The sequence below is a fragment of the Deltaproteobacteria bacterium genome, from assembly GCA_016875225.1.
Classification (GTDB): domain Bacteria; phylum Myxococcota_A; class UBA9160; order SZUA-336; family SZUA-336; genus VGRW01.
In genome coordinates this window covers 15,298-40,450 of the sequence record VGRW01000027.1, presented here as the reverse complement: position 1 = coordinate 40,450, position 25,153 = coordinate 15,298, and the positions used below count along the sequence as shown (strand labels likewise).

21 protein-coding genes and 1 pseudogene are annotated in these 25,153 nt (G+C 71.7%); 9 read left to right on the top strand and 13 right to left on the bottom strand.

Annotated features, from left to right (window positions below; genetic code table 11):
• The 5 genes and pseudogenes from FJ108_08935 to apaG form a co-directional block, all read right to left on the bottom strand.
• Positions 1-708 (bottom strand): carbohydrate binding family 9 domain-containing protein (locus FJ108_08935; GenBank protein ID MBM4336024.1); only part of this gene is annotated, 708 nt, incomplete at its 3' end.
• Positions 709-772: 64 nt separating this feature from the next.
• Positions 773-1,363, bottom strand: coding sequence for a hypothetical protein (locus FJ108_08930; GenBank protein MBM4336023.1), 591 nt, complete (start codon positions 1,361-1,363; stop codon positions 773-775).
• A 450-nt stretch (positions 1,364-1,813) separates the two neighbouring features.
• Positions 1,814-2,008 (bottom strand): annotated as a pseudogene (locus FJ108_08925) (helix-turn-helix transcriptional regulator).
• A gap of 86 nt (positions 2,009-2,094) precedes the next feature.
• Complete coding sequence (locus tag FJ108_08920) at positions 2,095-4,188, bottom strand: formate dehydrogenase (GenBank protein ID MBM4336022.1); 2,094 nt, start codon at positions 4,186-4,188, stop codon at positions 2,095-2,097.
• A 13-nt stretch (positions 4,189-4,201) separates the two neighbouring features.
• Positions 4,202-4,627 carry a Co2+/Mg2+ efflux protein ApaG gene (gene apaG / locus FJ108_08915; protein ID MBM4336021.1) on the bottom strand — a complete coding sequence of 142 codons (426 nt, stop codon included), beginning with the start codon at positions 4,625-4,627 and terminating at the stop codon, positions 4,202-4,204.
• Positions 4,628-4,665: 38 nt separating this feature from the next.
• On the opposite strand from apaG, the gene FJ108_08910 reads away from it, so the two are divergent.
• The gene (locus FJ108_08910; GenBank protein ID MBM4336020.1) at positions 4,666-6,123 is read left to right on the top strand and encodes an amidase; all 1,458 of its coding nucleotides are present in this window, start codon (positions 4,666-4,668) and stop codon (positions 6,121-6,123) included.
• Here the strand turns inward: FJ108_08910 and FJ108_08905 are convergent.
• Positions 6,101-7,267, bottom strand: a complete 1,167-nt coding sequence (locus FJ108_08905; GenBank protein MBM4336019.1) for an MFS transporter — start codon at positions 7,265-7,267, stop codon at positions 6,101-6,103. The two genes, FJ108_08910 and FJ108_08905, sit on opposite strands and share 23 nt — an antisense overlap.
• 65 nt (positions 7,268-7,332) lie before the next feature.
• Between FJ108_08905 and FJ108_08900 the strand changes: the two genes are divergently transcribed.
• Genes FJ108_08900 through FJ108_08870 form a run of 7 tightly spaced genes read left to right on the top strand, consistent with a single transcriptional unit; the run spans position 7,333 to position 14,131 of the window.
• Positions 7,333-8,166, top strand: a complete 834-nt coding sequence (locus FJ108_08900) for a GGDEF domain-containing protein (protein MBM4336018.1) — start codon at positions 7,333-7,335, stop codon at positions 8,164-8,166.
• Positions 8,167-8,186: 20 nt separating this feature from the next.
• The gene (locus tag FJ108_08895) at positions 8,187-9,128 is read left to right on the top strand and encodes a TIGR03560 family F420-dependent LLM class oxidoreductase (GenBank protein MBM4336017.1); all 942 of its coding nucleotides are present in this window, start codon (positions 8,187-8,189) and stop codon (positions 9,126-9,128) included.
• On the top strand, positions 9,125-9,931 hold the full coding sequence (locus FJ108_08890; protein ID MBM4336016.1) for a thioesterase family protein: 807 nt from the start codon (positions 9,125-9,127) through the stop codon (positions 9,929-9,931). Before FJ108_08895 ends, FJ108_08890 begins: the two co-directional genes overlap by 4 nt.
• Entirely contained in the window at positions 9,931-11,232 is a 1,302-nt protein-coding gene (locus FJ108_08885; protein MBM4336015.1) for an MFS transporter, read from the top strand. The genes FJ108_08890 and FJ108_08885 overlap by 1 nt, the downstream gene beginning before the upstream one ends.
• Positions 11,233-11,242: 10 nt before the next feature.
• Positions 11,243-12,577, top strand: a complete 1,335-nt coding sequence (locus FJ108_08880; GenBank protein ID MBM4336014.1) for a hypothetical protein — start codon at positions 11,243-11,245, stop codon at positions 12,575-12,577.
• Positions 12,501-13,193 (top strand): histidine phosphatase family protein, encoded by a 693-nt coding sequence (locus FJ108_08875; protein MBM4336013.1) that lies wholly within the window; start codon positions 12,501-12,503, stop codon positions 13,191-13,193. Before FJ108_08880 ends, FJ108_08875 begins: the two co-directional genes overlap by 77 nt.
• A gap of 11 nt (positions 13,194-13,204) precedes the next feature.
• The gene (locus FJ108_08870; protein MBM4336012.1) at positions 13,205-14,131 is read left to right on the top strand and encodes a hypothetical protein; all 927 of its coding nucleotides are present in this window, start codon (positions 13,205-13,207) and stop codon (positions 14,129-14,131) included.
• On the opposite strand, the gene FJ108_08865 is transcribed toward FJ108_08870, so the two are convergent.
• Complete coding sequence (locus tag FJ108_08865) at positions 14,116-15,618, bottom strand: DUF2779 domain-containing protein (protein MBM4336011.1); 1,503 nt, start codon at positions 15,616-15,618, stop codon at positions 14,116-14,118. The two genes, FJ108_08870 and FJ108_08865, sit on opposite strands and share 16 nt — an antisense overlap.
• A gap of 19 nt (positions 15,619-15,637) precedes the next feature.
• Positions 15,638-16,780 (bottom strand): CoA transferase, encoded by a 1,143-nt coding sequence (locus FJ108_08860; GenBank protein MBM4336010.1) that lies wholly within the window; start codon positions 16,778-16,780, stop codon positions 15,638-15,640.
• A 150-nt stretch (positions 16,781-16,930) separates the two neighbouring features.
• Here FJ108_08860 and FJ108_08855 point away from each other — a divergent pair, with 150 nt between their 5' ends.
• Positions 16,931-18,868, top strand: coding sequence for a LysM peptidoglycan-binding domain-containing protein (locus FJ108_08855; protein ID MBM4336009.1), 1,938 nt, complete (start codon positions 16,931-16,933; stop codon positions 18,866-18,868).
• A 7-nt stretch (positions 18,869-18,875) separates the two neighbouring features.
• Here FJ108_08855 and FJ108_08850 read toward each other — a convergent pair whose 3' ends face one another.
• Genes FJ108_08850 through sppA form a run of 5 tightly spaced genes read right to left on the bottom strand, consistent with a single transcriptional unit; the run spans position 18,876 to position 24,282 of the window.
• Complete coding sequence (locus FJ108_08850; GenBank protein MBM4336008.1) at positions 18,876-20,018, bottom strand: isovaleryl-CoA dehydrogenase; 1,143 nt, start codon at positions 20,016-20,018, stop codon at positions 18,876-18,878.
• Entirely contained in the window at positions 20,018-20,686 is a 669-nt protein-coding gene (locus FJ108_08845) for a serine/threonine protein phosphatase (GenBank protein ID MBM4336007.1), read from the bottom strand. The genes FJ108_08850 and FJ108_08845 overlap by 1 nt, the downstream gene beginning before the upstream one ends.
• 10 nt (positions 20,687-20,696) lie before the next feature.
• On the bottom strand, positions 20,697-21,761 hold the full coding sequence (rlmN, locus tag FJ108_08840) for a 23S rRNA (adenine(2503)-C(2))-methyltransferase RlmN (GenBank protein ID MBM4336006.1): 1,065 nt from the start codon (positions 21,759-21,761) through the stop codon (positions 20,697-20,699).
• Positions 21,758-22,633 carry a tRNA (guanosine(46)-N7)-methyltransferase TrmB gene (gene trmB / locus FJ108_08835; GenBank protein MBM4336005.1) on the bottom strand — a complete coding sequence of 292 codons (876 nt, stop codon included), beginning with the start codon at positions 22,631-22,633 and terminating at the stop codon, positions 21,758-21,760. Before trmB ends, rlmN begins: the two co-directional genes overlap by 4 nt.
• Positions 22,348-24,282 (bottom strand): signal peptide peptidase SppA, encoded by a 1,935-nt coding sequence (sppA, locus tag FJ108_08830; protein ID MBM4336004.1) that lies wholly within the window; start codon positions 24,280-24,282, stop codon positions 22,348-22,350. The genes trmB and sppA overlap by 286 nt, the downstream gene beginning before the upstream one ends.
• Positions 24,283-25,153 lie beyond the last annotated feature (871 nt).

Sequence of the window (25,153 nt, the reverse complement as noted above, 5' to 3'; positions counted from 1 at the left end):
GGGGCCCGAGACTCCCTCCAGGCCCTCGATCCTGCCGATGCCAGCGATGTTGACGATCACGTGGTTCTGCGAGTGGTTCGCCCAGCGGATCTTCTGGCTGTCGCGGCGCACGATGCGCTCGACCTCGAAGCCCCAGACCGGATCGCCGGGGCGCAGCGTCACGCTCTTGAAGGGGATCGCCAGCTCCACGCTCCAGCCTTCCGCGTCGACGCTGGTCTTTCCGTACCAGATCGTGTCCCACTCGCGGCGGAAGATCGCGTTGTTCTCGATCAGCGCGTCGGAGCGCGCGCCGACGGGGTTGATCTGGAAGAAGTAGCCGTTTCGCGAGTCGTGGAACGTGTCGAAGACGAAGTTCACGCGGTCGTCGGAGCGCATGTCGACGTCGGGGAGCAGGGTCTTGGCGATGATGCCGCGGGGATCGCTGTCGTCGCAGCGCACCGCGACGTAGAGCGCCTCGTCGTCGTAGGCGACCCGGACCTCGGTGCGCTGCCTGGGCTCGCCGCCCTCGACCGGATCGACCTCGCGAAACGCGTCGCTTCGGCCCGCGACCTTCCAGATCTCGTCGTCGAGCCGGCCGTCGATCACCGGCGGCGTCGCCGAGCGCACGGCGTGGATCGAGGCGTCGGCGCTCGCAATCGCGGCGGCGAGCGCGCACACGCAGAGCGTGAGCGCGCCCAGGAATTGGCGGCGCGTTCCCCGGAGGCTCATGAGGCGCGCGCATTCTAGCCTGCGACCCCGACGAATCTCCTGCCGCGGCGGGACCGCTTCCGGCCTAGACCAGCGCTCGGACCAGCATGGCGAGCCCGGCGACGGGCAGCGCCAGCAGCGCGAACATCGCCGCCGTCTGCGCAAGCGCGACCGAGCTCCAGAACCCGAACGAGAGCGCGTCGCCGAGCGTCGCGCGCGGCACACCCCGGTCGAGCCCGAGGTGGCGGCGAAGCTCGCCCACGCTCTTGCGCAGCAGCGACTCCGAGAACTGCTCCGCGTAGAGGCTGCGCGTGTTGCGCCCGCGCACCCACGCGCGCCAGGTCTTGATCGGGCTCACGAACAGGCCGACGGCCAGCCCCTGCAGCGTGATCGTCCACGCGAATGCGTACCCGCCGCAGCCGGTCGCGAGCTCCCAGGCGCTGATCTCGACCTCGCCGGTCCAGCTGGGCGGGTAGCCCGTCGCCACGTGGTGCAGGTCGTGCATCTGGAGCGCGCGCCGTCGCGCGTTCGAGTTGGGAAACCCGATCGGGATCGGGCCGAGCTTCCAGAACGCCACGAAGCTCTGCGACATGCCGCCGTCCGGCGGAAAGCCCGACTCCTCGAAGTAGCGCGCGCGCGCCTCGCCCACGCTGATCGCCAGGTCCATCTTCGCCATCGCCTATCTCCTCTTCGTGTTTCGATCCGCGCGGCGGGCCGCGAGCCCGTCGAGCTGGAGCTCGAGCGCCTGCCGCAGCCCCGGCTCCACGCTCTCGGCGGAGAGCATCCCCGTGCCGAGCCAGCCGAGAATCCAGAACGCGTAGTGCGCGTAGAACGCCATCGCGGCGAGCTTGGCCGACACGTCGGCGCGGATCTCCCTCCGGGCCTGCGCGGCGGTGACGAGGTCGGCCACGTGCTCGGAGTACTCGCGCGTGAGCCGGCCGATGCCCTCGGGGTCGTGCGGGCGGAAGAACAGCTCGCGCACGATCGCCTTCGAGAGCGCGGGGTCGGCCGCGTAGTAGTCGATGAAGCGGCGGAACAGGCAGAGCAGCTGCGCGACCAGGCCGTCGGTCCGGAGCGCCTCGGCCCGGCCCTCGGCGAAGAGCCGCCGCGCGTCGGCCTCGAAGCAGAGGAAGAGCAGCTCGCGCTTGTCGCGCACGTAGAGGAAGAGCGTGCCGGTGCCGATCTCGGCCCGCTCGCAGATCTCGCGAGCGGTCGCCTCCTCGAAGCCCTTGGTGCGGAACAGCTCCCGCGCGGACGCGGTGATCCGCGCCAGCTTCTCGCGCTTGTTCCGCTCTCGGAGTCCGACCGCCGGCTCGGGCATCTGCACCTCCATGAACACGATCAATTATGAACGTGTTCATTTATAGATGCAAGCCCGGCCCCGGGCCGGCGTCCCGAACCCCTGTCCTAGAGAGGCGCCAGCTCCACCGGGATTCCGGTCATGAAGGCCTGGCTCGAGAGCGGCTCGAACGAGCCCGGCCCGATCGGCAGCAGCGCGTTGGCGTTCACGCCCGGCGCGCGCGCGGCCACGCGCATCCCCGCCGCGCCGCGGTGGCCCCAGCCGTGAGCGAGCGCGACCACGCCGCGCATCAGCGTCGCGTCGTGCTCGATCTCGAGCTCGAGCGCGCCGTTCTCGTTCCAGATCCGCGCCTTCGCGCCGTCGGCGAGCCCGCGCTCGGCCGCGTCGGCCGGGTGGACGTGGAGGCGGTTGCGATCGCGGCGCCCGCGCTTCATGGCCGGGAGGTTCGCGTACCAGCTGTTGTGCATGTACGGGTCGCGCCGCGTGATCAGCTTCAGGCGCGAGCGCCCTTCCCTCTCGAGCTCGCGGAAGATCCGCTCCGCGCGCTCGATCGCTTCGGCGAAGCCGGGCGGGCAGCAGTCGACCCGCCGGTCCGGGGTCTGGATCTGCCTCTCGAAGAAGCTCCCGGGAGAAGGCCGCGAGAAGACGATCCCGTGCGGGCTTTCGCGGAGCTCCTCGAGCGAGTGGCCGCGCGATTTCAGCATGTGGTCGATCCGACCCCAGAGATCCGGCTCGGGGCCCGCGTCGAGCGCGCTCTTCAGGCCGAGCTCCTGGCAGAGCCGCGCGAAGATCCACCACTCCTCGCGGCGCTCCGCCCGCGCGGGCACCACCGCGTCGGTCCACTGCACCCACGGCTCGTGCTGCAGGCCGAGCCCGGTCAGGTTCACGTCCGCGCGCTCGAAGGCGTCGGTCGCCGGGAGCAGGAAGTCGGCGTACTCCGAGGTCGCGTTGGGGTAGAGGTCGATGCAGACCAGAAGCTCGAGCGCCCCGAACGCCTCGCGCAGTCGCGCCTCGCCCGCGATCGAGAGCAGCGGATTTCCCGCCACGACGAAGAGCGCGCGCACCGGGTTGGCCGAATCGAGGATCGATTGCGAGAGCAGCGTGCCGGGCAGCGCCCCCTTTCGCAGCCGACCGAATTCGGTGTCGGCGTAGGAGCTCGAGAACTCGCGCCGTCCCGCCTTCGCCGCCTCGTAGAAGCCGACCGAGAGGATGTTCCCGCCGCGCCGGTCGAGATTTCCGCTCGCGAACGAGAGCACGTGGAGCAGCGCGTAGGCGAGCGTGCCCTGCCGGCCCATGTTCACGCCCGTCGAGAGGTGCACCGCGCAGCTCTTCGCCTGCGCGATCTCGCTCGCGAGCCCGCGGATGGTCTCGGCCGGAATGCCGGTCACGGTCGCGGCGCGCTCGGCCGGGTAGCGCGAGACGAACGCCCCTAGCTCCGCGACGTGCGCGCCGTGCGCCGCGAGCGCGGCCTCGTCGAAGCCGCCGAGAAGGTCGAGCTCGTGAAGAAGCGCCGCCAGCAGGTACACGTCCGTGTCGGGGCGGATCAGGATCGTCTCGCCCGGCTCCGCGGACTCGATCTCGCGCGGGTTCACGAAGCGCAGCCGAGCGCCGCGCTTGCGCGCGTCCTTCAGCACGCGCGCGGGATCGGCGATCGAGATGAAGCTGCCGTGCGAGACGCGCGGGTTGGCGCCGAAGATCAGCACCAGATCGGCGTTCTCGAGGTCCGGAATCGGGTGGATCGTGCTCGAGCCGAAGACGGCCTCGCTGCCCGCGAACTTGTTGGCGCAATCCTGTGTACCCGAGCTGAAGGAGCGCCGCGCGCCGAGCTGGCCGAAGAACGCGCCCGCGGCCGGCGCGATCAGCGCGTTGAAGGCGCTGGGATTGCCGATGTAGGAAGCCACGGCGTCCGGCCCGTGCGCAGCCACGATCTCACGCAGGCGGGACGCGATCTGCGACGTCGCGTCGTCCCAGCCAAGTCGCTCCAAGCGCCCGTCCGCGCGGCGGCGCTGCGGGTGGGAAAGGCGGTCGGGGTCGTGGTGGATCTCGACGCCGGCCAGGCCCTTGTTGCAGGCGAATCCGCGCGAGACCGGGTGCTCGGGGTCGGGCCGCAGCGATTCCAGGCGGTCGCCTTGCACCGACGCGACCAGCCCGCAGGCCGGCTCGCAGACGCGACAGAAGGTGTGGACCTTGCGCTCGCTCAACTTCGCTCCTCCCCTAGTTGATCGCGTACGGCTCGGCGAGCGCGAAGCGGCCCACCTCGGCGTCGAAGTGCTCCCCGGACTCCGTTACCATCTGGTACGTGCCGCTCATCGATCCGAACGGCGTCGCGAGCGGACACGCGGATGTGTACTCGAACGCGTCGCCCGGGCCGAGCACCGGCTGCTCGCCGACCACGCCGGGCCCGCGGACCTCTTCCACCTGCCCCTCCGCGTCGGTGATCGTCCAGTGGCGAGAGACCAGCTGCACCGTCTCGCGACCCTCGTTCGAGATCTGGATCGAGTACGCGAAGAAGTACTCGTTCATCAGCGGTCGCGAGCGCGAGGCCACGTACTTCGACGCGACCCTCACGCGGATGCCGCGCGTCAGCGCTTCCGAGCTGCCCAAATTCGCCTCCGCTGCGTCGGATCCGACGAGGCGCATGGTACGATGCCGGTCGTCCATCGCGAAAGAGGGCCCCGATGAGCGATCTCTCGTTCCGCACGGCCACCGATCTCTGCGCGCGCCTGCGCAGCGGCGAGCTCCAGAGCCGCGATCTGCTCGAGCAGGCGCTGTCGCGGGTCGAGAAGCACGACGGCGCGATCCACGCGGTCGTCACGCTCGAGGCCACGCGCGCGCGCGCGGAGGCGGATGCGGCCGATCGCGCGCGGGCGGCCGGACGCGAGCTCGGGCCGCTGCACGGGCTGCCGATCACGATCAAGGACAGCTTCGAGACCGAGGGGATCCGCACCACCTGCGGGGCGCCGGAGCTCGCGAACCACGTGCCGACGCGCGACGCGATCGCGGTCGCTCGGCTGCGCAAGGCGGGCGCGATCGTGTTCGGCAAGACCAACACGCCGTACATGACGAGCGACTGGCAGAGCTTCAACGAGCTCTTCCCCACCACGTGCAACCCGTGGAACCTCGAGCGCACGCCGGGCGGATCGTCCGGCGGCGCCGCGGCCGCGATCGCGGCGGGCTACACGGCGCTCGAGCTCGGCAGCGACATCGGCGGGTCGATCCGCGTGCCGTCGAACTGGTGCGGCGTCTTCGGGCACAAGCCGAGCTACGGGATCATCCCGCAGCGCGGGCACATTCCCTTCCCGCCCGGCGCGTTCGCCGAGCCCGACCTGAACGTGCACGGGCCGATCGCGCGCTCGATCGAGGATCTCGAGCTCGCGCTCGGCGTGCTCGCGGGAGCGAGCGAGCGGGAGTCGAAGGGTTGGCGACTCGAGCTTCCCGCGCCGCGCCGTGCGAGCCTCGCCGAGTACCGGATCGCCGCGTGGCTCGACGACGGCGACTTCCCCGTCGACGGCGCCGTGAAGCGGGTCCACGCCGAGGCGGTCGAGAAGCTTCGCCGCGCCGGTGCGAGGATCGACGAGCGCGCCCGCCCGCCGCTTCGCCTTCACGAGGCTGCGCGGATCTACCAGTGGCTGCTCATGCCGCTGATGGCGTCGAGCCTTCCGCCGGACTCGCTCGAGAGCCTGCGAAAGCTCGCCGCGGGCGCGCGGCCCGACGACGACTCCGAGATGATCCTGACAGCGCGCACGACCACCGCGCAGCACCACCAGTGGCTGGCCGCGAACGAGCAGCGCGAGGCGCTTCGCGCCGGGTTCGCGGAGTTCTTCGCGAGCTACGACGCGCTGCTGCTGCCAGTGAGCCAGGTCGCGGCGATCCCCCACCAGAAGGACGGCCCGTTCACCACGCGCTCGCTCACGGTGAACTCCGCCAGACGCCCCTACACCGACATGTTCGGGTGGATCGCGCCCGTCACGATGTGCAAGCTGCCCGCGACGGTAGTGCCGGCAGGTCGCACGGCCGAGAACCTGCCGGTCGGGCTGCAGATCGCGGGGCCCTACCTCGAGGACCGCACCACGCTCGACCTCGGCCGACGCATCGCGCAGGTGCTCGGCGGCTTCACGCCGCCACCCGGCTTCTGAAGCGCAGTAGCGCGACGACCCCCGCGAGCGCCGACAGGACCGCCGCGGCGCCGTAGGTGCCCGGTCCGCCGAAGCTCGGCCAGAGGCCGGTCGTGAACAGCAGCGGCGAGATCACGCGCGAGAGCGCGGTCGCGCTGCCGTTCAACCCCTGCGCCTCTCCCTGCACGTCCTCGGCGGCGCGCGAGAGCAGCGAGGTGAGGGTCGGCGCGAGCAGCGCGAAGCCGACCGCGACCGGAATGCCGCCCGAAAGCACCCCCGCCCAGCTGCCCGCGAATCCCAGCCCCGCGAGCCCCGCGGTCATCAGCGCGCATCCGGCGACGAAGAGCTGCAGGTCGGAGATCCGACCCGCGAGCGAGCGCAAGAGCCCGCCCTGAACCAGCGCCGAGGTCACGCCCATCGCGAAGAGCACGCCGGCGACACCGCGCGGCGACGCCCCGAGCGCGGTCTGCGCGAAGAAGCCGAAGGTCGTGTCGACGGCCATTCGCGCCGTCGAGGTCAGGAAGCTGCAGAGCAGGAACGGCGCGAGCGGCAGCGCGATCTGCGCGAGCGGTCGGCGCGGCGCGGCCTCGCGATCGCGATCCGCGCGCGCGGCCGCGTCGAGGCTCTCGGGCAGCCAGCGCGAGACCGCGAGGGCGTTTGCGAGCCCGATCGCGCCCGCCACGAAGTACGGAGCGCGCAATCCATAGGCGGCGTAGGTCAGCCAGCCGAGCACCGGCCCGAGCGTCACGCCGAGCCCCAGCCCTGCGCCGAGCGCCCCCATTCCGGAGCTGCGCTTCTCGGGGCTCGTGACGTCGGCGACGTACGCGAAGAGCGCGGGAAGCGCGGCCGCGGAGAGCAGCCCGCCGAGCACGCGCGCCGCCAGGAGCTGGCCGAGCGTCTGGCCGAAGCCGAACAGGATGAAGCCCAGCGAGTAGCCGAGCAGGCCGATCACGAGCGCGGGCTTTCGGCCGCGCGCGTTGGAGAACCGGCCCCAGAACGGGCTCGCGAGGAACGAGGCGAGCGGGTACGACGCGAGCAGCCAGCCGGCCTGCGCGTCGGGAATGCCGAGATCGCGGGTCAGGAACGGCAGCACGGGAAACAGCACGCCGATGCCGAGCATGAGCACGAACGCGGTGAGTGCGGCGAAGGCGACGGAGCGCGGCATCGGCGCGGGAGGGTGACACACGGGCCGGACGCGAGAAAGCGAGCCTGGCCGCGTAGAATCGCGCGATGAGCGACGCGCGCGCAGAGGCCCTGCTCGAAGCCGTTCGCGAGCTTTCCGGCAGCCTGTGCGCCGCCGACGTGGCCGCACGGCTTCTCGGCTCGGTGCTGGCGCTCGCTAGCGCGAGCGGTGCGGCGCTCGAGCTCGAGGCTCGCGAAGAGACGAGCGCCCTCGAGCTCGAACGCGGCGACTGCGGCGGAGCGCCGGCGCAGGTCATCGAGCTTCGCGCGCGCGGCGCGAGCGTCGGCAGGCTGCGCGTCTTCGCGCGCGGCGGTCTCGATGAAGCCGCGCTCCGGGCGCTGGTCGCGCACGCCGCGATCGCGCTTTCGAACGCGTGCGATCACGAGCAGGCGCTGGTCCGCGCCGATCGCGACGCGCTCACCGGGCTTGCGAATCACGGACACCTCTGGGCGGCGCTCGAGCGCGAGACCGCGCGCGCGGATCGCTACCGCCGGGATCTCGCCTTCGTGATGATCGACGTCGACCGCTTCAAGGCGTTCAACGACCGCCACGGACACCTGGCCGGCGACGCGGCACTGGTGCAGATCGCCCGACTGGTGCGCGAGCGCTCGCGCACCAGCGACACCGCGGGACGCTACGGCGGAGACGAGCTCGCGCTCGTGCTGCCCGAGACCACGGTCCTTGGCGCGATCGCCGTCGCGGAGAAGATCCGGATCGCGGCCGAGGCGCTCCGGCCGGACGGCGCGGACGTGTCGCTCACCCTCTCCTTCGGAGTCGCGAGCGCGCCGCGCGACGGCAAGACCGCGGCCGACCTGGTGCGCGCCGCCGACGCTCGCCTGTACCGCGCGAAGGCCTCGGGCGGGAACCGCGTCTTCGCGTAGAATCGCGACGGGAGGAATCGATGGCGAGCTCGATGCAGTTCGGAGGCACGCTGCCGCAGATCAAGCGCAGCTGGCAGGAGGCGCGCGCGGTGGCCGAGGAGCTCGACGCGCTCGGCTTCCACTCGGCGTGGGTCTGCGACCACGTCTACGGGGTGCCGGCGCCGAACCTGCCCATCTTCGAGGCGTGGACGGAGCTCGCGGCGGTCGCGGCCGTCACCTCGCGCATCGAGCTCGGCACGCTCGTCACGCCGCCGTTCTTCCGCAACCCCGCGATCCTGGCCAAGCAGATCGCGACGCTGGATCACATCTCGGGCGGGCGCGCGATCGTGGGCCTGGGCGCCGGCTGGTTCGAGGCGGAGTTTCGCGGCACGGGGAGCCCCTTCCCCGCGCTCGGCGAGCGGATGAAGGCGCTGGAGGAGACGGCGATCCTGCTGCGCCGGCTCCTGAGCGAGGAGCGAGTGACGTTCCAGGGCCGTCACTTCTCGGTGTCGGAGGCCTGGTGCGAGCCGAAGCCGCTGCGGCGCACGCCGATCCTGATCGGCGGCGCGGGCGAGAAGGTGCTGCTGCGGATCGCGGCGCAGCACGCCGACATCTGGAACAACCTCGCGGTCTTCCAGGCGCAGCTCCCGGCGAAGATCGAGGCACTGCGCCGCCGCTGCGACGACGTGAAGCGCGACATCGCCGAGATCCGCATCTCGCAGCAGTGCGTGGTCGTGATCGAAGAGGACGAGGCGCGGGCAAGAGAGTCGCTCGAGAAGGCCAAGAAGATCTACGGCGGCCACATGGGCGGTGCGCTCGAAGAGCACGGCATCTGGGGCACGCCCGAGCGCGTGATCGACTGCATCGAGCGGCATAGAAAGCTCGGCTGCGGGCTGCTCGTGATCGAATTCTTCGGGCGCGACACGCGCGTTCCCGCGCGCCTCTTCGCGGAGCGCGTGCTGCCCGCGTTCTCCGGCGCATGACCCGCTTCGAGCGGGACAGCGCCGTCGTGCTCGCGGCCGACGGAGCGTTCGACGCGCGAATCGATCGCGGCTGGTGGGTCGTGATGGGCGCGAACGGCGGCTACCTGGCTTCGATCGTGCTCCGCGCCCTGATCGCCGCGGTCGACGATGGGGAGCGAACGCCGCGCTCGCTCACGATCCACTACGTCTCGCCGGCGGCCGAGGGGCCGGTGCGGGTGCACGTGCGCGAGGAGCGCAGCGGCCGCTCTCTCTCGGCGCTCTCGGCGCGGCTGGAGCAGGACGGTCGGCTCGTCGCGCTGGCGCTGGCGTCGTTCGGCCGCGCGCGGGACTCGCTCGAGTTCCAGGACCTGCACATGCCCGAGGTCGCGAGCCCCGAGAAGCTGGCCGTGCTCGCGCCGACCGGCGAGCGGATGGTGCCGATGCGCGAGCGCTTCGAGACGCGGCCCGCGTTCGGCGCGATCGGCCCGGGCACGTCCTCGCGCGCGCTCGTCGGCGGGTGGCTGCGCCTCGCGGAGCCGTTCGTCCCCGACGCGCCGGCGCTGGCGATGTTCTGCGACGCGTGGTGGCCGGCGGTCATGCAGCGCCAGGTGTCGGGAGACCACTCCGTGCGCGGCGTGCCGACGATCGACCTCTCGGTGCACTTCCGCGCGCCGCTGCCGGCGAACGCGCGGCCCGAGGACTCCTACCTGTGCGTGTTCCGCAGCCAGATCGCGCGCGACGGCTACGTCGAGGAGGACGGCGAGATCTGGACCCGCGACGGCACGCTTCTGGCGCAGTCGCGCCAGCTGGCGCTGCTCACCTGATGGCGGCCCCGAGCTTCTCTGCGTCCTATCTGCGCTACGCGCTCGGCCTGCTCTGCGCCGTGTACGTGGTGAACTTCGTGGATCGCCAGATCCTCGCGATCCTGCTGCCGTCGATCAAGGCGGAGCTCTCGCTCACCGACACGCAGCTCGGCCTGCTCTCGGGCACCGCGTTCGGCCTGTTCTACGCGACGCTCGGTGTCCCGATCGCGCGCCTGGCCGACCGCGTGTCGCGAAAATGGGTGATCACGGTCTGCCTCGCGCTCTGGAGCGGGATGACGGCGCTGTGCGGCTCCGCGGTCGGATTCACGAGCCTGCTCGCGTTCCGCGTCGGCGTCGGCGTCGGCGAGGCCGGCGGCAGCCCGCCCGCGCACTCGATGATCTCCGACTACTTCCCGCCCGAGCGGCGCGCGACGGCGCTCGCGATCTTCTCGCTCGGCGTGCCCTTCGGGATCCTGGTCGGCTTCCTGGCCGGGGGCTGGCTGAACGAGGGCCTCGGCTGGCGGCGCGCGTTCGTGGTCGTCGGCCTGCCCGGCCTGCTGCTCGCGGTTCTGGTCGCGCTCACGCTGCGCGAGCCGCCGCGCGGGCACTCCGAGGGCCTGCACAGCGACGGAGCGACGCCGTCCGCGCTCGACGTGATCCGCTTCCTGTGGAGCGCGCCCACCTTCCGCCATCTGTCGCTGGCCTCCGGCCTGTACGCCTTCGTCGGCTACTCGGTGATCAACTGGGTGCCGTCGTTCCTGATCCGCACGCACCACATGACGAGCGGCGAGGTCGGATCCTGGCTGGCGCTGATCGTCGGCGTCGGCGGTGGCATCGGAAACTACCTCGGCGGCGTGCTCGCGGATCGCTTCGGCGCGAAGGATGCGCGCAAGCGCGCGCTCGTGCCCGCGATCGCGATGGCGGTCGCGGCGCCGTTCTCGCTCGTGATCTACGGAACCCAGAGCGCGACGATCGCGCTGGTGTTCCTGGTCCTGCCCACGGGGCTCGGCCTCATGTATCAGGCGCCCGCGTTCGCGATCACGCAGTCGCTGGCCACGCCGAAGATGCGCGCCACCGCCGCCGCGGTGCTGCTGTTCGTGATCAACATCATCGGGCTCGCGCTCGGGCCGCTCGCGACGGGGGCGCTGAGCGACGCACTCGAGCCGCGCTTCGGCGCGGACTCGCTGCGCTGGGCGCTGCTGATCGTCTCGTCGCTCTTCGTCTGGTCGGCACTGCACTTCTACCTGGCGTCGCGAACCCTCGCCCGCGATTTCGAGCGCGCGCGCGAGGCGGGCCTTCGCGAGAGCCGCGGGGCGGTGTAAGCTCGGCGCCATGGCGGATCCGCGCGACGCGAAGCCCTGGCACCTCTCCGGAAACTACGGACCGGTCGCTGACGAGCTCACCCGCTTCGATCTGCGGGTGACCGGAGCGATCCCGCCGGAGCTCTGCGGGCTGTACGTCCGCAACGGGGCGAATCCGAAGAGCGGCGCGTCGAGCCACTGGTTCATGGGCGACGGGATGGTCCACGGCGTCCGGCTCGAGTCGGGCCGCGCCGTCTGGTACCGCAACCGCTGGGTTCGCACGACCAAGCTCGAGCGCGACCTCGATGCGATGGATCCCGCGACGATGATGGACCGCACGGCCAGCGCCGCGAACACGCACGTGGTCGGCCACGCCGGGCGGATCCTCGCGCTCGAAGAGGGCCACTTCCCGTACGAGCTGTCGCGCGAGCTCGAGACGCTCGGCTGCGAGAGCTTCGGCGGAAGGCTCACGACGGCGTTCACGGCGCACCCCAAGCTCTGCCCGGTCACCGGGGAGCTGCACTTCTTCGGCTACGGCGTGCTCCCGCCCCACCTCGTCTACCACGTGCTCGACGCGAAGGGCGCGCTCGTGCACAGCGCGGAGATCAGCGTGCCGGGCCCGACGATGATGCACGACTTCATGATCACGCGGGATCACGCGATCTTCATGGACCTGCCCGTCACGTTCAGCCTCGAGAAGGCGATCAAGGGCGAGGTTCCGCTGGGCTGGGATCCGGACTACGGCGCGCGGATCGGAATCCTGCCGCGAATGGGCGACAACCGCGACGTGCGCTGGTTCGAGATCGACCCGTGCTACGTCTTCCATCCCATGAACGCCTGGGTCGAAGGCGACGTGGTCTTCTGCGACGTGGGCCGCCACGAGTCGATGTGGCGCGAGTCGATGAACGACTTCCCGCCGTCCTACCTGCACCGCTGGGAGTTCGATCTCTCGACGGGCCGGGTCGCCGAGCGGCAGCTCGACGACGTCGCGCACGCGTTTCCCCGCGTCGACGACCGCGCGGTCGGGCTGCGCAACCGCTACGGCTGGGCGGTCGCGTCGCGCCCCGGCGAGGAGCCGGGCTTCGGCGCGGCGGGCGTGCTGCTGAAGTACGACCTCGAGCGCGGGACCTCGGCCGTGCACGACTTCGGGCCGAGCGCCCAGCCCGGCGAGTTCGTCTTCGCGCAGGCCAGTGACTCCGCCGCGGAGGACGAGGGCTACGCGCTCGGCTTCGTCTACGACAAGGCGCGCGACGGGTCCGATCTCGTGATCCTCGACGCGAGCGACCCGTCTGGGCGGCCCGTGGCGACGATCGAGATGCCCCGCCGGGTCCCGCACGGCTTCCACGGCAGCTGGATCCGCGACTGACGTGTCCGAGACAGGATCGACCCGGCTCGTGCTCGTTCGTCACGGCCAGATCGCGGCGAACACCGCCCGGATCTGGCACGGCTCGACCGACAGCCCGCTCACCGATCACGGACGGCTCGAAGCGCAGCGCACGGGCGAGCATCTGGCCCGAACCCGCCCGGCCGTGCGCGCGCTCTACACGAGCCCGCTCCAGCGCACGCGCGACACGGCCGCCGAGATCGGCGCGCGGCTCGGCCTCGAGCCGATCGTCGAGCCCGGACTCGCCGAGTACGGGATCGGCGAGCTCGAGGGTGTCTCGTACCAGGCGCTGCTCGACGAGCACGGCTTCTTCACGCGAATTCGCGACGATCTCGACTTCGCGCCGCCCGGCGGCGAGTCACCCAACGCCGTGATGGCACGCGTGACCGCCGCGCTCCAGCGCATCTCGATCGCGCACCGGGGCTTCGAGGTGGTGGTGGTGAGTCACGGCGCGGCGCTGGGCATCGCGCTGGGCCAGCTCCTCGATCGCGACCCGATGCGCTGGCAGCAGTACCACCTGTCGAACTGCGGGCTGTCGGAGCTGGTGCTCGAGCCTGCGCCTCGACTGATCGCCTGGAATCGCACCGACCACTTGTAGCGGGGTGCCGCATGCGAGAGACCGCTGGCCACGAGGACGCGTGGGTGCTCGCGCGGCTGTCCGCGCTCGAGCGCGAGAACCGCAGGCTCTGGACCGGACTCGCCGCGCTCGGAGTCATGCTCGTGGGACTCTGCGCAGCGGCGGCGTTCCTGGCCACGAGCACCACGCTTCCGGGAGCGCCGGGCTCCGGCGCCAGCGGGGGCGGGGGCGCGCGCCTGGTCGCGAGCGACCTCACGCTCCGCGGCGCGCTTCGCGTCGTGGACGACGCCGGCCGGAGTCTGGTCTTCGTCGGCCGCGAGCCCGCGACCGGCGCGGGATCGGGGCAGGCGGTGATCGGGCTCTTCGCGGGCGCGGGCGACTCGGCGCCGACTCAGACGATCCGGCTTGCGACCTCGGCGAAGGGAAGCGCGCTGTCGCTCAGCACGCCGGACGGAACGAGCTCGAGCTCGGTTTTCGCGGGTCAGGACGGGGCCCTGCTCGAGCTTCGCCGCGGCGAGATCGCGCGGCTGATCTCGGAGCGGGATCCGGGCGCAGCGAGCCGCCGGCGAGCCGCGGAGCCGAGCGCAGGCGCACGCGCCGAGGCGCCCGCTGCCGCGCCGGCCGCGCTCCGGGGCGTCGAGCGCGGCGCGCTCGTCGATTTGAACGACCCCGCGCTGCAGCCGATCGGAGACGGCTTGTACGTCGGGCGCTTGTCGCTCTCGGACCAGAGCGGCGTCCTGCACGTACAGGGACGGCTCGTGAACGCGACCAGCGTCGAGCAGACCCGCGCCGAGTTCCGCCTCGGCGTCGCGGGCCGCGAGCTTCCGTTCATCGTCGCCAGGATCGGCGCCGGGGGGAGCACCGCCTTCACGCTCGAGATCCCGTCCGCGAGCGCGGCCGCGCTCCGCGAGGCGCGGATCCGCTGGGTGCGTTCGACGCTCTCCTACCTGTCGGAGTGAGCCGGATCGAGATTGCGAAGCACGACGAGCAGCTTGGCGAGCGCGATCGCGTCGCGCGCGCAGTACTCGCGCAGCTCGCCGAGAATCCCGGCAGCTCGCTCCGGCGAGAGCTCGCCTCGCGCGAGCGAGAGCCAGGCGCGCGATGCGGCGCCGCCGTCCGCGATCCCCGGCAGATCCGAGAACGTGAAGCCGAAACAGAGCGCGGGCGCGACGCGCTTCAGCGAGAACGACCCCAGGAAGTCCGGGTGGTACACCGATCGGCGTACGACCGGCAGCAGGTCGCGAAGCCGCGCGCGCAGCCGCTCGAGGCCGTCCGCCAGGTCCGGAAACGCGCGCGAGAGCGCGCCGAGCACCTCGGACTCGAAGCCGGAGTAGACCAGGATCGGGAGCGCTCGCGGCGCGAACGCCTCGAGCAGGCTCTCGGCGAACTCGCGGCGCGGATCGGAGCGGCCATCCGCGAGGAACTCCGCCTGCACCGGCTCCGAGCCCCCGCCGGCGAGCCACGCGGACCACTGGAACGGCACGACCTCGAACGGGCGCGTTCCGGCGAAGACGGGGATCTCCGGCAGGATCGCCTCGAAGTCGAGCGCGTCCGCGGGCGGCCCGAAGCCCGAAAGCCTGCGCGCGAGGTCGCTCGTCGCGAACGCCGTCCCGCGCAGCAGGCACTCGCGCGCGTTGCGCTGCGACGGCGTGCGCGAGAAGTCCGGATCGAGATCGCGGATGCGCTCGACCCCGCGCGCGCGGAGCTCGGCGAACGGGTTGGCGCGAAGCGCGGGCAGATGGCCGATCCAGTCCGGCGGCTTGCCGGCGGTGCAGTAGGCCAGGAACTCGCAGCTGTCCGGTCTTCGACAGTGCGGCGACGGCTCGGTCTCCGGCGCCTTTTCGCGCGCGAGGATCCGCCTCTGGTCCTCGAGCCGCGTCTCGAGATCGCCGGCGAGGAACCGGACCTGTCCGGTCACGTCGGCCCTGCGAAGCAGCGATCGGGGATCGGGCGCGCTCGCCCCACGCACGTAGTCCGCGTCGAGAAGCACGACCTCGACCGATACCACCTCGAGCCCCGAGCTCCGCGCCACGTGGTAGCGGAACGCCAGCTCGTCGAGCGCGGCCTCGCTGGGCCGAAGCGCCGCGCGAACCTGGCGCAGCCCGAAGCCGCGCTCGCCGAGCCGCTCGACGAAATCGATCCGCGCGATCGCGCCGCCGGCGGCGAAGACGGCCGAGGCGACCGCCGGGATCGATGGATCGGCGAGCAGCTCGCGGGTTCGCGCGACCGCCCTGTCAGAGTCCGGCTCTGCGACCCCCCGCGCGCCGGGGAAGAGCCCGAATGCGATCTCGCGTAGCTCGCGCCGGGTGCGCGCCCACGCCTCGCGCTCTGCGGAGGCGGCCGCGCTCGCAGCGATCCCGGCCGAGCGCGAGGCGAGCCAGAGCCGTCGCTCGCACTGCAAGCCGGCGAGATACCGCCCCGGGTCGATCGCGCGCTCGTCGCTCATCGCGCGGCCGCGTCGCGTCTCAGGCGATCGCCTTCGACTCCCGCAGCGCGCGGATCTCCGCCTCCGAAAAGCCCCAGCCGTCGAGCACCTCGACGCTGTGCTGTCCCGCGTGAGCGGGCGGGCGCGCGACCTCGGGCTTGGTGCGGCTGAAGCGCGGCGCGGGCGCGGGCTGGGTCATTCCGGCGATCTCGATGAAGGTCTGGCGCGCGACGTTGTGCGGGTGCGCGGGCGCCTCGCTCATCGCGAGAACCGGGGCGAAGCAGACGTCGCTTCCCTCCATGATCCGACACCACTCGTCGCGCGTGCGGGTCGCGATCAGCGCCGCCACGCGCTGCTTCATCGCCGGCCACTGCGAGCGGTCCATCTGCGCGGGGAGCTTCTCCTCGCCGAGGCCCGAGAGCTCGAGCAGCTCGGCGTAGAACTGCGGCTCGATCGACCCGAGCGAGATGTACTTCCCGTCCGAGCACTCGTAGACCTCGTAGAAGTGCGCGCCGGTGTCGAGCAGGTTCGTGCCGCGCTCGTCGCTCCAGAAGCCCGAGTTGCGCATGCCCCAGAACATCGACATCAGCAGCGCCGCGCCGTCGACCATCGCCGCGTCGACGACCTGGCCTTTTCCGGAGCGCTTGGCCTCGAGCAGTCCCGCGAGCACGCCGAACGCGAGCAGCATGCCGCCGCCGCCGAAATCGCCGACCAGATTGAGCGGCGGAAGCGGCGGCTGGCCCTTGCGCCCGATCGGCTCGAGCGCCCCGGCGAGCGCGATGTAGTTGATGTCGTGGCCCGCGGCCTGCGCCATCGGGCCGTCCTGGCCCCAGCCCGTCATGCGCCCGTAGACGAGCCGCGGATTTCGCGCCAGACACACGTCGGGACCGAGCCCGAGCCGCTCCATCACGCCGGGACGGAAGCCCTCGACCAACGCGTCCGCGCCCGCGACGAGCCGGAGCACCGCTTCGATCGCCTGCGGCTGCTTCAGGTCGACCGCGATGCTGCGCCGGCCACGCAGCAGCGGATCGGAGGGCGGCTTGGCGGGGTCGCCGCCGCGCGCGTTCTGCGCGCGGTCGACGCGCACGACCTCGGCCCCCATGTCCGCCAGCAGCATCGCGCAGAACGGGCCCGGGCCGATGCCTGCGAACTCGAGAATCCGGATTCCTGACAAAGGACCCATGCGCCACGCTCCTCCGACTCGACGCCACCGTTCGAGAGACGCGCGAGCATACCACCGGGGCGGCCATGTCTGGCGCGTTCGTTACCTTGCGTCGTCTCAAGCGAGCGGGTCGCCGCGACGAAGAGGGCTTGTCGGTCGGGGGAAGGTTTCGTGAGCGGATTTGCGCGGATCGTCGGCGTCGTTGCGCTCGCCTGCATCGTTGCGTCCGCGCGCGCGCAGGCGGCCGGACCGAGCGATCCGTTTCCGGAGCCCGAGGGCCTGTCGCCGGCCGTCGCGTTCTGGACGCGCGTCTACCTCGACTCCACCACCGACGGTGGATTCCTGCACGACGCGCGCGAGCTCGCAGTCGTCTACGAGCTGCTGCGCTTCGACGGCGAGCGGAACTCCCGCCGGCGCGAGGCGATCGTCGAGCGCGCCAAGGACCGCTGGCGCGCGGTGCTCGAGCGCCTCGCCGCTGGAGAAGCGCCGCGCGACGACGCCGAACGCGCGCTGGTACGCGGCTTCGAGGCGGAGCTCGGCCGGGCGCCGGTGTCGCGGGATTTCCGCGCGGCCAAGGAGCGGATTCGCTTCCAGCTCGGCCAGCGCGACAAGTTCCGACAGGGCGTGATCGTCGCCGGCGGCTACGAGGCCGAGATGCGCGCCCACTTCCGCGAGCGCAGCATGCCGGAGGACCTGGCGTACCTGCCGCACGTCGAGTCCTCGTTCAACGTGCACGCGTACTCCAAGTACGGCGCGGCGGGGATCTGGCAGTTCATGCGCGGCACCGGCAAGCGCTTCATGAAGGTCGACTACGTGGTCGACGAGCGCCTCGACCCGGTGGTGGCGACCGAGGCGGCGGCGCGGCTGCTGCGCGAGAACTACGCGGTGCTGGGCAACTGGCCGCTCGCGCTCACCGCCTACAACCACGGCGCGGCCGGGATGAACCGCGCGGTCAAGAAGCTCGGCACCAGCCGGATCGACGTGATCGTCGAGCGCTACGACGCGCCCAGCTTCGGCTTCGCGTCGCGGAACTTCTACGCGCAGTTCCTGGCGGCGCGCCGGATCCTCGGCTCCTACGAGACGTACCTGGGGCCGCTGCAGCGCGACGAGCCGCGCGTGGTCGATTCCGTGACGCTCCCCTTCTACGCGGACGTCGCGGACCTGGAGCGGAACCTCGGGGTCTCGCGCGAGACGATCGCGGAGCTGAATCCCGCCCTGCGCCCGCCGGTGTTCCGCTCGGGCAAGCGGATCCCGAAGGGCTACACGCTCCGCCTCCCCGCCGGGACGGTCGTCGGCGACGCTTCGACCTGGATCGCGGCGGTTCCGAAGCAGAGCCAGCACGCCCGCCAGCACGAGAACCGCTATTACACCGTTCGGCGTGGCGACACGCTCGGCGGTATCGCGCAGCGCCACGGCACCAGCGTCGCGGCGCTCGCCGCCGAGAACGACGTCGGCGCACGGCGCACCATCTACCCGGGTCAGGTGCTGCAGATTCCCGATCGCTCGGGGGCCTCCGCGCCGGTTGCGAAGCCCGGAATCGAGATCGTTCGGACCGCCGAGGCCGCGACGCTCCCGGAGCCGAAGCCCGAGCCCGCGCCCGCGCCGGCTCCCGAGCCGGAGCCGGTCGTCGTCGCGGCGATCGAGCCGGCCGCCGCCGCTCCCGTCCCCGCCGGGGCGCCCGGCAGCGAAGATTTCCTGCGCGTCGAAGGCGACCGGGTGATCGTCGAGGCCGGCGAGACGCTGGGCCACTTCGCGGACTGGCTCCAGGTCACGCCGCAGCACCTGGTGCGGCTGAACAAGCTAAGACCGCGGCGCCCGATCCAGGTCGGGCAATCGCTGCGGCTCGACTTCGCCAAGGTCACGCCCGACGTCTTCCAGCAGCGCCGGCTCGAGTACCACAAGGGAATCGAGGAGGACTTCTTCGGCAGCTTCCGCGTCGCGAACACGCTCGAGCACAAGCTCAAGCCCGGCGAGACGCTCTGGCTGCTCTCGCACAAGAAGTACGCCGTGCCGGGCTGGCTGATCCGCCGCTACAACCCCGACGTCGATCTCGGCAAGCTCGTGCCCGGCGTCGTGCTGGTGATCCCGATCGTCGAGAAAGTCGGGTAGCGAGCGACTAGCGGCCGCGGATCAGGTCGCGCGCGATGATCGTGCGCTGGATCTCGGACGTGCCCGCGCCGATCTCCATCAGCTTCGCGTCGCGCGCGATGCGCTCCACGGGATAGTCGCGCGTGTAGCCGTAGCCGCCGAGGATCTGCACCGCGGCCAGACCCGCGCGCGTGGCGATCTCGGACGCGAAGAGCTTGGCGGCCGACGCCAGCTTCGAGACCCCGCTGCTCTGGCGGATGCAGGTTCGCGCCGACTCGTAGACGAGCAGCCGCGCGGCGGTGAGCTCGACGTACGTGTCGGCGAGGATCTTCTGCACCATCTGGAAGTCGGCGATCGGCCGGCCGAACTGCTCGCGCTCGCGCGCGTAGACGAGCGCGTGGTCGAGCGCGGCCTGCGCCAGGCCCACGGAGACGCCGGCCAGCGTCGCGCGCTCCACGTCGAGACCGCGCATCATCATCGCCACGCCGCGGTTCTCCTCGCCCAGCCGATCGGCGACGGGGACGCGCACGCCGTCGAAGCGCAGCTCGGCGGTCGGGCTGCCGCGCATTCCCATCTTGTCGAGCTTCTTGCTGCACGAGAAGCCGGACGCCTTGCCGTCGACCAGGAAGACCGAGATCCCGTGCGCGTCGAGCGCGGGGTTCGTGCGCGCGTAGACGACCAGGGTCTCCGCCTCGGAGCCGTTGGTGATGAACGTCTTGCTGCCGTCCAGCACGTAGACGTCGCCGTCGCGAACGGCGCGCGTGCGCATTCCCAGCGCGTCGGAGCCGGAGCTCGGCTCGGTCAGCGCCCAGGCGCCGATCGCCTCGCCCGAACAGAGCCGCGGCAGCACGCGCCGCTTCTGCTGGTCGGACGCGTCGCGCGCGATCGCACCGACGCAGAGCACCGCGTGCGCGCCGTAGGAGAGCGAGACGGAGCCGCTGTGGCGCGCGAGCTCTTCCATGATCAGCGCGGCGCCCAGATAGTCGCCGCCGCTGCCGCCGAACGCCTCGGGCACGAGCACGCCGAGCGCGCCGATCTCTCCCAGCCGCCGGAAGAAATCCCGCGGGAACCAATCGTCCGCGTCGATTCTCGCCGCGATCGGAGCGAGCTCCTGCTCGGCGAGGCGCCGGACGGTGTCGCGGATCTGCTCGTGCTCGGGGGTGAGGTCCATCAGGGGCTCTGGAAGATGGTCTCGTCGGGGAGCCGGATCGCGGAGAGCGGCCCGCCGTAGACCGCCCCGGTATCGATCCCGATCGAGTATGGGACGTTCCACCTTACACCGAAATCCGGGAGCGGCGTGTGGCCGTAGACGATCGTCACGCCCAGACTGTGGGGCAGGTCCGCGGTCTCGCGCTGCCAGAGCAGGTCCTTCACCCGCTCGCGCGACAGCGCGTACTTCGCGTCGGAGAGGGGGAGCGCCGCCTTCGAGAGTCCCGCGTGGACGAACGCGTACTCGCCCTCGAGGTGCCAGAGACGCAGATCGCGGTAGAAGCGCTCGTGCTCGGGCGGAAGCTCGAAGCTCGCGTCGGACTCGAAGTAGCCGTAGCTCGCGAGCGTCGTCTCGCCGCCGTTGTGCAGGAACGCCTCCTTGCCGAAGTAGTTGGGCCCCTGCCAGCCGATGAACGACAGGAACATCGCCTCGTGGTTGCCCATCAGGAACAGGCACTCGCGCTGCTTCGAGACCTCGATCAGGAGATCGACGACGCCCTTCGGATCCGGGCCGCGATCGACGTAGTCGCCGATGAAGATCAGGCGGTCGCTCGGCTCGAGCGGGAGCTTCGCCAGAAGCTCCGCGAGCTCGTCGCGCATGCCGTGGATGTCGCCGATCGCGTAGAGCATTCGCCGGCTCTTATCGGCCGCTCGCGTCCGCGCTTGTCGCTCCGCCCTGCGCGCCGGAGAGCGCCCCGAGCTGGCCGCACGCGGCGAGGATGTCGTCTCCTCGCGAGCGCCGGACGGTCGCGCTCGCGCCGGCCTCGCAGAGCGCGGCGAGGAAGGCGTCGATCCGCGCCTCGCTCGGCCGCCGGTAGGGGCTGGCGGGGTGCTCGTTCATCGGGATCAGATTGACCTTGGCCCGCGCCCCGTTCGCGATCCGCGCGAGCCTGCGCGCATCGACGTCCGAGTCGTTCACGCCCGCGAGCAGCGCGTACTCGAACGAGAGACGGTCGCGTCTGGCGACGGGATACGCCGCGCAGGCCTCGAGCAGTCTTGCCAGCGGAAAGCGGCGATTCAGCGGCACGAGCTCGTCGCGAAGCGCGTCGGTGGTGGCGTGCAGAGACACGGCCAGCCGAACCGGCACCGCAGCGCCGAGCTGGGCGAGCCTGGGCACGACGCCCGCCGTCGACACCGTGATGCGTTTGGGAGAGAGCGCGAACGCCTCGGCGTGCGTGAGCACGCGGATCGCCTGCACGACGCTGGCGAGGTTCAGCAGCGGCTCCCCCATGCCCATGAAGACCACGTGGGTGAGCGCCTTGCCTTCCGCCGCGAGGATGTCGCTCGCGTGCAGCGCCTGGTCGACGATCTCCTCGGCGCGCAGGTTCCGCCCCAGGCCCATCCGGCCGGTCGCGCAGAACGAGCAGTCCAGGCTGCAGCCGATCTGCGACGAGACGCAGAGCGTCTGCCTTCGGCCCTCGGGAATCAGCACGGCCTCGATTCGCGCGGCGTCAGCCGTGCCGAGCACGAGCTTGCGCGTGCCGTCGGGGGCTTCACGGACGTCGATGCGCTCGAGCGCTCGAGCGTCCCAGGTCGCGGCGAGCGTCGCGCGCAGCGCGCGCGGCAGATTGGCCATCGCCGCGAAGTCGCGCACGCGCCGCGCGTACAGCCAGCTCGAGACCTGCGCGGCGCGGAAGCCGGGCACGCCGACGGCCGTGAAATGGCTGCGCAGCTCGTCGGGGGTGAGTGCGAGCAGGGAGTTCACTTCGCCCTACGATAGTCGAAGTAGGCGATCACGCGACCCTCGGCGCGCCATTCGGCCTCGTAGGCGGTCTCGCGCCGGTCGGGCTGCGTGGCGACGAAGGCCTCGGGCGCGTGCAGGTTCACGAACGCGTCTTGCGCGGCCATGACGGCGGCGATCCAGTCGCGATAGCCCTCGTGATCGGTCGCGATGTGCAGAACCGCGCCGGCGCAGAGAACACGCGCGAGCGCTGCGACGAGCGGCGCCTGCACCAGCCTGCGCCGCCAGTGGCGCTTCTTCGGCCAGGGATCGGGGCAGTTCACCCAGCACTCCTCGACCGAGTCGGCGGGCAGCACGCGCTCGAGCACGTACTCGGCCGGCGCGTGGATCATGAAGACGTTGGCGAGCTCGCGCCGCTGCGCGCGCTGTCCCGCCTTCTCGACCCGCTTGCGCGAAACCTCGACGCCCAGGTACACGCGCTCCGGATTGCGCTCGGCCAGATCGAGCAGCAGCTCGGCGCGGCCGAAGCCGAGCTCGAGCACGACGCGATCGACGCCCAGACAGCTGCGCAAGCCCCGCTCGCGCAGCGTCTCGGCGGAGACGACCGGCGCTAGCGCAGCGGGACGCGGATCGGACAAGACAGCTCCGGCGCGAATGCGCGGGCGCGCGAATCGAACGGACGGCGCGCGAGCAGGCGCTCCCACGGCCGGACGTTCAGGGTGCAGTAGAGCGGGTCGCCCTCGTCGTTTCCGAGACCCGCCCGCGCGCGCGCACGGGCGAGCGCGTCGTCGAGGCCGCCGAGCGAATCGACCAGACCGCGCTCCTGCGCGTGGCGGCCGGTCCAGACGCGGCCGCGCGCAACGGCCTCGATTTCCGCTTCGCTGCGACCGCGGCACAGGGCGGCCTTGGCGAGAAAGCTGCGGTAGATGCCTTCGACCTGCCGGTGCAGGTGGGCGCGCTCCTCGGGCGTGCGCTTGCGCGCGAGGTCGTGGATGCCCGCGTGCTTGCCGCGCTGCACGCCGTCGAGCGAGACGCCCAGCCAGTCGAGAAGCCCGTCGATCTCGAGGCCGGCGAGCACGACCCCGATCGAGCCGGTCAGGCTACACGGATCGGCGACGATCTCGTGCGCGGCCATCGCGACGTAGTAGCCGCCCGAGGCCGCGGCATCGCCCAGGCTCGCGATCACCGGCTTCTTCTCGCCGAGCACGCGCACCGCGCGCCAGAGCAGATCGGAGGCGAGCGGCTCGCCGCCGGGGCTGTCGATCCGCAGCACCACGGCCCGGACGGGTTCGCGCTCTGCGAGCGCGCGCAGCACGCCGACCACGCCGGAGGGCTCGCCCGCGCCGGGACGGATCGCGCCGAGAAGCGGAACGACCGCGATCTCCGGCCGGCCGACCCGGACCGGCTGCCACACGAAGCGCGGCCGGGCCACGCGCAGATACGCGGAGAAGGGGATCGGGCGCGCCTCGCGCGGCTCCTCCGTCGCTGGCTGCGGGGCTCCACCGTCGTCGAGCTCGGCGAGCTTCGCGGGCAGCTCGTCGCCATAGACGAGTCCGTCCGCGATTCCCGCGGCCACCGCCTCGCGCGCGAGATACGGGCCGGCGTCGATCCATTCGCGCGCGCGCTCCACCGTGCCCGCGCGCCCGGCCGCGAGCCCGGCGACGAGCGTCTGGTACAGATCTTCGACCACCGTCTCGAGCGCTTCGCGCGCGGGAGCGGAGAGCGAGTCGCGCTCGAGCATCTCGCCGGCGGATTTGTACTCGCCGGTCGAGAACACGTCCGGCCGCACGCGCAGGTGGTCCAGCGCCTGGCGCAGGAAGACGTTCTCGACGCGCAGCCCCACGAGCTCGAGCCGACCCTCGGGAGCGAGCCAGAAGCGATCGGCGAGGCCCCCCAGCCAGGCCCCCGCGTTCCCGGTCGAGGCCGCCCAGACCACGACGCGTTTGCCGGCCGCGCGAAGCCTGGCCATGCCGCGCGCGAGCTGCGCCGTGCGCGCGAAGCCGAGCGGAGCTGCGCCGAGTCGCACCACCAGCCCGCACAATTGCGGATCGCGCTCTGCGAGCGAGAGCCCGAGGTCGAGCGCGAGCAGCGGCAGCGGCGACCGGCCGCGCTGCAGGAAGCGAGGCAGCGTCGGGGGCGAGGGGGCGATGCCGTGCTCGAGCGGGAGCGCGACCCAGTCGCGCGGCAGGCGCCAGGTGAACGGAAGCGTCGCCGCGTCGCGCAGCCAGCTCGCCGCGTTTGCCGCCGCGCGCGTCGCCTGGGCGGCCGCGCGCGCGCCGCCCGTCGCGCGTTTCGCCATCAGCGGATCTTCCGGCGCTTCCGCGACAGGTAGTCGACCATCACGTACTCGCCGATCTGACCCGGCGTGGTGTAGAACGCGCGGCCCTTGTTGATTCGGGTCATCGCCTCGACGAAGTGCATCAGCTCCGGCGCGTCGTCGAGCATGAAGGTGTTGATCGTGATGCCCTTTCGCGTGACGCGCGAGACCTCGCCCAGCGTCTCCTTGTTGGCGCGCGGGCTGGTTCCGCCCACGCCGCTGGGCCATTCGACGCGCAGCTCCTCGCCGACGAAGTACGCGGTCGGCTGGCCGTCGGTGATCACGATGATCTGCTTGTTGGCCGAGGGATGCCGGTCGATCAGGCGCTGCGCGACGCGCAGCCCGTCCTGAAGGTTCGTGAACGGGTCCTCCATGTTCCAGACCAGCTCCGGCAGCTCGGGGATGCGCAGCTCGCGAGCGCGCGTGTAGAAGCCGACGGTGAAGAAGCGATCGCGCGGGTAGCGGGTTCGGATCAGCTGGTCCATCGCGATCGCCACGCGTTTGGCCGCGGGCCAACGTCCGGACCAGGACATCGACCAGCTCATGTCGAGCAGCAGCACCGTCGTGGTGTCGGTCTGCTGGTCCGTGTCCCAGACCTCGAGGTCCTGCGGCGATATCGAGACCGGCACGCTGGCGCTGGCGGGGTCTCGTAGCAGCGCGTTGCGCACCGTGGCGACCGCGTCGATGTTCGCCGGCTCGCCGAAGACGTAGGGCCGGCTGCGCTCGATCGTGATCGGGCCCCCGCCGCGGTGCACGGTCGCGTGCGCGCCCGGCGCGCCTCGCTTCAGCGCGCCGTAGATGTCGTCGAGCGCGAGCTCGCCGATGCGCCGGATCGCGCGCGGCGTGAGCTCCAGTCCCCCCGAGCCGTCGCGAACGTAGCCCGCCTGCTCGAGCCGCCCGCGCAGATCGCGCAGGATCAGCAGCGACTCGACGCCCTCCTCGCCCGCGAGCTCGCGAAGCTCGTCGAGCGAGATCGATTCGAAGTTCCCCTCGAGCAGGTTTCGCGCCATCTGGCCCAGCCGCTCGACCTGGCGCATCAGCTCGAGCGCCTCGTCGTAGCCGAGACTGCGTCCGCCGCGGAGTTGCTGGCGGTTTCGCG